At 76.0% G+C, this 8,204-nt stretch carries 8 protein-coding genes; 4 read left to right on the forward strand and 4 right to left on the reverse strand.

Features of this window, described 5'->3' with window-relative positions; all coding sequences use genetic code 11:
* Positions 1 to 366: 366 nt before the first annotated feature.
* Positions 367 to 1,812, reverse strand: coding sequence for an MFS transporter (locus ACWERV_RS36135; protein ID WP_452941076.1), 1,446 nt, complete (start codon positions 1,810 to 1,812; stop codon positions 367 to 369).
* 327 nt (positions 1,813 to 2,139) lie between these two features.
* Here ACWERV_RS36135 and ACWERV_RS36140 point away from each other — a divergent pair, with 327 nt between their 5' ends.
* The 3 genes from ACWERV_RS36140 to ACWERV_RS36150 are packed head-to-tail and all read left to right on the forward strand — an operon-like array spanning position 2,140 to position 4,293.
* On the forward strand, positions 2,140 to 2,970 hold the full coding sequence (locus ACWERV_RS36140) for a hypothetical protein (protein WP_452941078.1): 831 nt from the start codon (positions 2,140 to 2,142) through the stop codon (positions 2,968 to 2,970).
* Between the two features lies 1 nt (position 2,971).
* On the forward strand, positions 2,972 to 3,835 hold the full coding sequence (locus tag ACWERV_RS36145) for a heavy metal-binding domain-containing protein (RefSeq protein WP_452941080.1): 864 nt from the start codon (positions 2,972 to 2,974) through the stop codon (positions 3,833 to 3,835).
* Positions 3,836 to 3,867: 32 nt separating this feature from the next.
* Positions 3,868 to 4,293: a hypothetical protein gene (locus ACWERV_RS36150; protein ID WP_452941082.1), complete on the forward strand. Its 426-nt coding sequence runs from the start codon at positions 3,868 to 3,870 to the stop codon at positions 4,291 to 4,293.
* A gap of 39 nt (positions 4,294 to 4,332) precedes the next feature.
* On the opposite strand, the gene ACWERV_RS36155 is transcribed toward ACWERV_RS36150, so the two are convergent.
* From ACWERV_RS36155 to ACWERV_RS36165, 3 genes are all read right to left on the reverse strand, one after another.
* Entirely contained in the window at positions 4,333 to 6,156 is a 1,824-nt protein-coding gene (locus ACWERV_RS36155; protein ID WP_452941084.1) for an ankyrin repeat domain-containing protein, read from the reverse strand.
* Positions 6,157 to 6,248: 92 nt separating this feature from the next.
* Positions 6,249 to 7,034: a class I SAM-dependent methyltransferase gene (locus ACWERV_RS36160; RefSeq protein WP_452941086.1), complete on the reverse strand. Its 786-nt coding sequence runs from the start codon at positions 7,032 to 7,034 to the stop codon at positions 6,249 to 6,251.
* Between the two features lie 86 nt (positions 7,035 to 7,120).
* Positions 7,121 to 7,564, reverse strand: a complete 444-nt coding sequence (locus ACWERV_RS36165; protein ID WP_452941087.1) for a MarR family winged helix-turn-helix transcriptional regulator — start codon at positions 7,562 to 7,564, stop codon at positions 7,121 to 7,123.
* Positions 7,565 to 7,715: 151 nt separating this feature from the next.
* Between ACWERV_RS36165 and ACWERV_RS36170 the strand changes: the two genes are divergently transcribed.
* Positions 7,716 to 8,204: isochorismatase family protein (locus ACWERV_RS36170; RefSeq protein WP_452941089.1), on the forward strand; the 489-nt coding region annotated here is incomplete at its 3' end.

Consider the following 8,204-nt stretch of genomic DNA (forward strand, 5'->3'; position numbering starts at 1 on the left):
GGGAACTGCGCGAGCAACCCACCACCGGCCGGTGGTCCGGAGCGGACCGAACTGCCCCTTCGGGCCGGTCGACTACCCGCGCCCCGGTGGGGGCTTGTCGCGCAGTTCCCCGCGCCCCTAAAAAACGGATCCCCGGCGCGGCACGCACAGCCCCAAAAACGGGCCCACCGCGCCGTACGCGCAGCCCGAAAACGGGTGCCCCGCGCCGTACGCGCAGCCCGAAAACGGGTGCCCCGCGCCGTACGCGCAGCCCGGAAACGGGTGCTCCGCGTGGCCCGCGCACGCCGAAAAAGAGGGCCCAGCGCGGCACGCGCTACGGAGAACGGGTGCCCCGCGCGGCACGCGCAGCCCCCGCCGGGGGCGGGGTCAGGGGGCGGGCCTGCGGCGCAGGGTTGCTGCGAGGGCGGGGATTAGTGCTGCCACGAGAAGCGCCGCGGCGACGCGGCGATCGGAGTGGGAGCCGGAAACCCGCGGCGCCACCGTCGCGAACGCACCAAGCACCCCCACCCCCAACGTCGCGCCGAACTGGCGCACCGCGTTGAAGAGGCCGCCCGCCGCGCCCGCGGTGCCGGGCGGCGCGAGGGTGATGACCGCCGTGGTGAGGGCGGGCAGCGCGAGGGAGACGCCGAAGCCCGTCGCCGCGAGCCCCGTGGCGAGCAGCACGTAGGGCGCGCCCGTCCAGACCGCGCCGCTCATGACGCCGGCGCCCGCGGCCAGCAGGCAGAGCCCGGCGAGGACGGGCGTGCGCGGCCCGGTGCGGGCCACGATGCGGCCGGTGAGCAGCGGGTTGAAGGCGGTGGGCAGCGTCATCGGCAGGAAGGCCAGGCCCGTGCCGACCGCGCTGTAGCCGAGCCGTTGCTGGAACAGCAGCGGCAGGACGAAGAGCACGCCCGTGAGGGTGAAGCCGACGGCCGCGCCGGCGAGCAGCATCGCGGCCATGCCCGGGGCCCGCAGCACCGCGCGGGCCAGGACGGGGGCGCGGCTGGCGCGCTCGCGTCGCGCGAAGAGCCACGCCGTGGCGGCGGCCGCGACGAGGGACGCCGCGGCGTGCGCCCCGTGCCGGCCGCCGCCGGCGATCACCGCGTCCGTGCCCAGGGCGAGCGCGGCGCATGCCAGCACCTGGCCCGTACGGTCGATGTGGCGGGAGGTGTCCGCGCGGCAGCGGAGTGCGGCGCCGCGCACCAGGACAAGGGTGAGTGCCGCGATCGGCGCGTTGACGAGGAAGACCGCGCGCCAGCCCGCGAGGCCGACGAGGAGTCCTCCGGCGATCGGTCCGGCGGCCAGCGCGGCGCCGCTGACCGCGGCCCATACCGCGACGGCGCGGGCTCGCCGGGCGGGTTCCGGGTAGAGGGCGGTGATCAGTGCCATCGAGCTGGGCACGCAGGCCGCCGCGGCGGCCCCGAGCACCGCCCGCAGGACGACCAGTACCCACAGTGTCGGCGCGGCGGCGCACAGCAGTGAGGCGGCGCCGAAGACGGCGACGCCGCCGCGGAAGAGCCGGTGTGCCCCGAAGCGGTCGGAGGCGGCTCCGGCGGACAGCAGCAGTGCGCCGAAGGCCACGGTGTAGCCGGTGACCGCCCACTGGAGTCCGGCGACCGAGCCGCCGAAGTCGTGCGCGAGGTCGGGTTCCGCGACCGACAGCACGGTCATGTCGAGCAGCACCATGAAGTAGCCGAGCGCGATGCCGAGCAGCGCGTACGGGGAGCGGGTGACGCCCTTCGCGGGCGAGGCGGGCGAGGCGGACGTCGGGGGCGGCTGGGGCGACTGGGGGGCGGGCTGGGTGGCGGGTCGGGCAGGGGGCTGGGCTGGCATCGGCTCTCCGGTCGTCCGGGTTCACCCGGATGGCGGGTTTACGGGGAAGTGCCCGCAGAGGTGCCGCCGAGCGTCGGTCGGCACATATCCCCGCGGAAACGCCCGCCAGCATGCGGCCCGCCCCCGTACCCCCTCCACCGGCGCAGCCGCACGCAGCGTTCGGTCCGGCCGAACGCTCCCCGGGGCCCCGCCGCGTCACCGGTCCCAGCGGGCCCGGCGTCCGCACCAGGTGACGCGCGGTCACCCGGAACCGGCCGGGGACACCCACAGGGGGATGCCCTACGCTGCGCGGGAGGCGGTTCCGCGGGGGCGGGGGGACGTGAGGCCATGACAGCGGACACGGGGAACGGGGCGGGCGCCGGGGCGTGGGGATCGGCCCTGTCGGCGCAGGAGTTCGCGGCGGTCACGGGCGCGGGGTTCGACCCGGTCGGGCAGGTCCTGGGGACGGCGGTCGTGCACATCGGCTACACCGGCAACTGGTGCTCGTCCGCGTGGTCGGCCGGCCGCAGCGCGACGACCGTGTCGTCCGTCGCGCGGGCTCCCTTCTCCGACCTGGTGCGGACGATGTACGCGGCGCGCAGGCAGGCCCTCGGGCGGGCGGTGAAGGCGTGCCTCGCGCTGGGCGGGGACGGGGCCGTGGGCCTGCGGCTGCGCGTGCGCGGCTTCCCGGCGGGCGGTACGGAGTTCACCTTCCTGGGCACCGCGCTGCGGGCCCGTTCGCGCGTCCGGCCGGCGCGGCCCTTCACGGCGCATCTGGACGGCCAGGAGTTCGCCAAGCTCGTCTGCAACGGCTGGGTGCCCACCGGGCTGGCCTTCGGGATCAGCGTCACGAGCCGGCACGACGACTACGAGTCACGCGTGCAGTCCGGCCGCTTCGCCGGGAGCCGCGAGGTCCGCGGCTTCACCGACCTGGTCACGTACGCGCGGCGGGACGCGCGCACGCAGCTCGCCGCCGACGCCGCGTCGACCGGCGGCGACGGGCTCGTGCTGGACGCGGCGGACCTGCGGGTGCACGAGCGCCCGTGCGGCAACGGCGACACCGACCACGTCGCGGAGGCCGTGCTCGCCGGCACCTGCGTCGCCCGCTTCAGCCGCACCGCACGGCACACCGGGCCGGTACGGCCCCTGACCATCATGAGACTCGAGCGGGAGAACTGACATGGCGAAGCAGACAGGCGGGGAGCCGCTCGGGCACGAGGCCCAGCTGACGGCCGCGGGGGTGCCCGAGGACGCGATGCGGCGGCTGTCGCAGCTGCGCCCGGGGCAGGCCGGGTCGCTCTTCACGTCCGACCTCTCGGTCAACGAGTTCCTGCTCGTGCGGGAGGCCGGGTTCCGGCCGCTGGGCCTGGTGCTGGGCTCGTCGATCTACCACGTCGGCATCCAGATGGGCCGCTGGTCGAAGAACCAGGAGCTCACGACGCTCTCCCAGGCGATGTACCACGCCCGGGAGCTGGCGATGAGCCGCATGGAGGCGGAGGCGAGCGAGCTGGGCGCGGACGGCATCGTGGGCGTCCGGCTGGACATCGAGATCAAGGAGTTCGGCGCCGACATCGCCGAGTTCATCGCCGTCGGCACCGCCGTCAAGGCGGACGGCGCGGACCCGGGGCACACCGGGACCTGGCGCAACAACAAGGGCAAGCCCTTCACGTCCGACCTGTCCGGCCAGGACTTCTGGACCCTCATCCGCGCCGGGTACGCGCCCCTGGACATGGTCATGGGCTCGTGCGTCTACCACGTGGCGCACCAGAAGCTCGGCCAGGTCATCGGCAACGCGGGCCGCAACGTCGAGATCGAGCAGTTCACGCAGGCGCTGTACGACGCGCGCGAGCTGGCGATGGGCCGGATGCAGGCCGAGGCGGAGGAACTGGGGGCCGAGGGGATCGTGGCGGTGCAGCTGCGGCAGCACTCGCACACCTGGGGCGCGCACACCACGGAGTTCTTCGCGATCGGCACGGCGGTGCGGCCGCTGCGCGACGACCATGTCATCGACCGGCCGACGATGGTGCTGGGCCTCGACAACTGACCGCGGCGCAGAGCGGAGAAGAGGGGGACGCCATGTCCGAGAAGGAGACCGGACGGGACGCGCCCGGCGGTGACGGGGAGGTCGAACTGCTCGCCGCGGCACTGCGGCGGGACAGCGCCGACCTGGATCTCTACGCCCGGGTGCTGTCGGTCAACCTGATGGAGTCGCTGCCGCCCGGCGCGCTCCGGGTCGTCCGGAAGCGCTCGGTCGCCGACCGGATGGCCGGCCGGGAGGGCACGGTCACCGCGCTGGACGTCTCGCTCGGGGAGCAGCGGCTGGCGCTGCGCAGGGAGCGGGAGCGGATGGTCGCCGAGATCCGCAAGGAGGTGCGCGGTGTCGTCCTCTCCCGCCGGGAGGTGGGCCTGGACGAGTGGGTCGACGCCCTCGCCCGCGCCCTGGCCGATGCCGCCGCCTCCAGCGCCCGCGCCCGCGAGGCGCTCGAACGCTTCCTGACGTGACCTGAACCGACGTGGGGTGGGACGGGCCGGGTGCCCGTCTCAGTCCCGCAGGTGGGGCGGCAGCGGCACCCAGCGGCGCTCGGCCCGGTGGTCGAGCGCCGTGCGCGCGGCCGTCACCCGCAGGCCTGCCGCGGCGCACACGTACGCCAGGGCGTTGGCGCCGTACGGGAAGCGGGGCCGGTTCTGCCAGAAACGGAAGCGCCAGTACGCGTCCTGGTCCTCCCGGAGCCCGGTGCGGCCCAGCTCGTCGGAGACCAGGACCTCGCGGTCCCGGGCCAGCGTGAAGAACGTGCCGCCCCTGGGATTGAAGTACAGCCCGCACGCGTCCGTACCGGCCGACAGGGCGCGCAGCACGGATCCGTCGTTCGGGAGGTAGCCCTCCTGGGTGACGGCGCAGCCGCCCGGTTCGCCGGGGAGGGCCGTGACGCCGACGTGGCGCAGGGACTCCTCGTAGTCCTCCTCGTCGAAGGGCGCGTCCTCGATGGGCACGGGCGGGCACCGGTCCGGGTCCGCGCCGAGCCTGCGGATCAGCTCGTCCTCGGTCAGGCCGCGGACGAAGGCGACGCCGAGGCCCTCCGTCCACAGCCCCTGCGTGTCGAAGGCGGCGGTCAGCGCGTCCGCCTCCGCGAAGGCCGCGGCCTCGGCGGTGGGCAGCCGTACGGCCCCGGGCAGGGCGGCGGCCAGCGGCGCGAGCGGCGTGGTCAGCAGCAGGCGGCCCGGCGACCAGGGGCCCTCCTGCGGGGTCCACGCGTCGGCGCCCGCGTCGAGCAGCGCGCGGACGCCCTCCTCGTCCAGGGCGCAGGCGGCCGCCCACAGCGCGGTGTGCCCCGCGTCGTCGCGGGCGTCGGCCGGGGCGCCGTGCGCGAGGAGCGCGGCGACCGCCTCCGCCGAACCGCGCTCGGCCGCCAGGTGCAGCGGCGTGGTGGCGGTGCGGCCGTCGGCGACGCGGTCGGCGGGCGCGCCGCCCGCCAGCCGGGCCCGGACCAGGGCGGCGTCGCCCCAGTCCCGGTAGCCCATGCCCTGCCAGTCGGCACGCGGCACATAGCGCTGCCGGGCCTCCTCCGCGCGGCGCAGCTCGGCGCGCTGCTCGGTGGTGAGCGGCGGCGCGAGGAAAGCGGGCGGCCCGCTGAGCTCCATGTGGGCGAGCGTGCGCGGGCGCGCGGGGTCGTCCGGCGGTTCCGGCAGCCCCGGCCAGACCTCGACCGCCCTCTCGGCGGCCGCCCGTATCGCCGCCGTGTCCAGCGGTGTCCGGGTCTCGGGTATGCCCTCGTCCGGCCATTCGACGACCAGCTCCGTGACGCCCGGCGGGGGCAGTTCGGGCAGGTAGAGATCGACGTCCGTGCGGAAGGGGGAGCGGTGGGAGGGGCCGATACCCGGGTCGAGCGGGATCAGCCCGACGGCCTGCGACGAGGCCGCCGTACGGGTCGCCCCCTGCGCGTCGGTGAAGGTCACCCGGCGCATCACCGTCCCGTCCAGCGAGGTGACCCGGCGGCCGTCCGCGAGCAGCAGGCCCACGCGCAGCCCCGACTGCCTCTTCCCGCGCCCCCGCCCGAGGCCCGTCGGCTCCTGCCGCAGGACGGTACGGAAGACGGTCAGCTTCGCGGTGACCGCCTGCGGCCACACCGACCACCCCACGGACACGATCCGGACCTCCGCCCCCGCACCGACCACCCCGGCACCGGGCAGCACGGCGGGTGCGAAGTGGTCGGCGGGCGGCGCGTACTCACCGGCGGCGGCCCCCGCCGGGCGCAGCGCGGCCCGCACCGGCCGGCCACCGTCGCCGGGCCCGTTCCCGGACCCGGGCCCGTCCTCCGGCTCGGTGACCGGTGCGTCGTCCATGACCAGATCGTCGAAGAATCCCACGCGGCCACCTTCGCACGAGCCTCTGACAACGCCGGGTCGCGGACCTGAGGCAGCGTCACCTTCGCCTCCGGCGGCGCCCGCTGGCCCCCCGCTCAGCCGTCGGCCCGCAGCACCAGCAGATCCAGCCAGCTGACGGCCTTCTCCCGCGGGTCGGCGGCGGCAGCGGCGCGCAGCCGGGCGAGTCCGCGGGCGTAGGCGGCGTCGCTGAGGGAGCGGAGCTTGCTGTCGGTGCCGCGGCGCAGGCCGTCGGCGTAGGCGGCGAGCGTGGGCGCGGACTCCTGCGGGAGCGCGTGCAGGGCGGTGCGGCGGAAACCGGCGGTGGCGAACGCGGCGGTGACGTCCTCGACGGTCGGGTATCCGGCGACGGCGTCGGCGGTCTCCGGAAAGAAGCGCAGACGCAGATCGCGCGCGCCGCGGCCGGGGAAGACATTGCGGACGAGCACCGGCGCACCGGGCCGCAGCACACGGCGGGCCTCGCGGGCGGCGGCCGCGAGGTCGCCGATGTGGTGGACCACGGAGCCGAACCAGGCCGCGTCCGCGCACCCGTCGCCCACCGGCAGGGCCTCCGCCCGGCCCGCCAGCGCGGTGACGCCGTCGCCCGCCGGGATCAGCGCGCGCATGGCCGCGTCCGGCTCCACCGCCAGGACGTCCACCCCGAACCACTCCCGGAAGGCGGCCGTGAAGCCCCCGGTCCCGGCCCCGACGTCGAGCACCGTCATGCCGGGCCGCAGCCCCGCCTCCGCGGCGAGCGCCTCCCGCCACGCGCCGAGCCCCTCCCGCGGCACCTCCCGGGCGGCCCGGTACGCGGCGGCCGCCTCCCGCGCGTCCGCCGCGGCCTCGTCCGTGATCCCGCCCATGACCTCGTCCTCCGCGGACATGTCCCCTCCCCCTGTGCTGCCGGTCCCGTGTGCCCGCCCAGTCTGTACGAGGCGGGACCGCCGTCCCGCGCCCGGTGGCGGAGCCCCTACTGAGGCGCGGGCAGGCCGTGTTCGGCGGCGATCGGGTCCAGCAGGTCGCCCAGCCGGGCGCGTTCGGCCGGGGTGAGGGCGGCCGCGAAGTCCGCGTCGGCCGCGTGCGCCAGTTCGCCGCAGAGGGCGAGGAGTTCGCGGCCCTGCGGGGTGAGGCCGAGGATCTGGCGGCGGCGGTCGGCGGGGTCCCGTACGCGCTCGACCGCGCCCAGCTCCTGGAGGCGGTCGGCGAGCGCCACCACCAGGCTCGGGGCGACGCCCATCACCCCGGCGACCTCCAGCTGGGACGACGCCCTGCCGCTGTCGAGCAGCACCATCAGCCCCACGTGCTTGGGCTTGAGGCCGTGCTCAGCCACGCGCGCCGCGAAGAGGTCGGCCGCGATCGAGCCGAGCACGCCGAGGCGGAAGACGACGCTGGAGTTCACCTTGTCAGAGCCCATGGTGGCTAGGCTACAGTGGTGAATGATTCAGCTCGTGAATGATTCTGAGCGTGATTCGCGTGCTGGCTTCTTCCAGTGCCGTCCGTGTGGACGGCGTCGTCCGCACCGCTTTGTCCGCCGGGGGCCGTTCCGCGGCCGAAAGGGGCTCGTCATGCTCGAATCCACCACCGTCCAGGTGCACATCGCCGACCTCCAGGACGGCATCGTCGACCTCAGCGCGACCACCGCGCCCGCCGTGATCAGGCGTTCCGTGGGCTTCCTGGCCGACCTCGCGCGGCTGCTGGACATCCCCGTCACGGTGTCGGCGGCGCCGCGTCCCGGCGGGCCCGCGGTCGTCGCGGAGGCGGCCGCCACGGGGGCGCCGGTCTTCGTCCGCACCGGGCCCTGCGCCTGGGACGACGGCCCGACCCGGCGGGCCGTCGCCGCCCACCGCCGCCCGCACCTCGCGCTGTGCGGCGTGACCAGCGAGATGGTCGTGCTGCACACCGCGCTGGACGCACTGGGCGCGGGGTACGAGGTCACGGTCCTGCTCGATGCGTGCGGCGGGCTGTCCGACCGCACCGAGCAGGCCGCCTTCCGGCAGGTCGAGGCGGCGGGCGGGCGCGTCATGTCGGTCGCCGGTTTCGCCGCGGACCTCGTC

The organism is Streptomyces sp. NPDC004031 (genome assembly GCF_053604375.1).

Coding starts and splice junctions, on each gene's coding strand:
- ACWERV_RS36160 (WP_452941086.1), bottom strand. CDS start 7,034: ATGTCCGCGGAGGACGAGGTCATGGGCGGGATCACGGACGAGGCCGCG.
- ACWERV_RS36140 (WP_452941078.1), top strand. CDS start 2,140: ATGACAGCGGACACGGGGAACGGGGCGGGCGCCGGGGCGTGGGGATCG.
- ACWERV_RS36135 (WP_452941076.1), bottom strand. CDS start 1,812: ATGCCAGCCCAGCCCCCTGCCCGACCCGCCACCCAGCCCGCCCCCCAG.
- ACWERV_RS36150 (WP_452941082.1), top strand. CDS start 3,868: ATGTCCGAGAAGGAGACCGGACGGGACGCGCCCGGCGGTGACGGGGAG.
- ACWERV_RS36165 (WP_452941087.1), bottom strand. CDS start 7,564: ATGGGCTCTGACAAGGTGAACTCCAGCGTCGTCTTCCGCCTCGGCGTG.
- ACWERV_RS36145 (WP_452941080.1), top strand. CDS start 2,972: ATGGCGAAGCAGACAGGCGGGGAGCCGCTCGGGCACGAGGCCCAGCTG.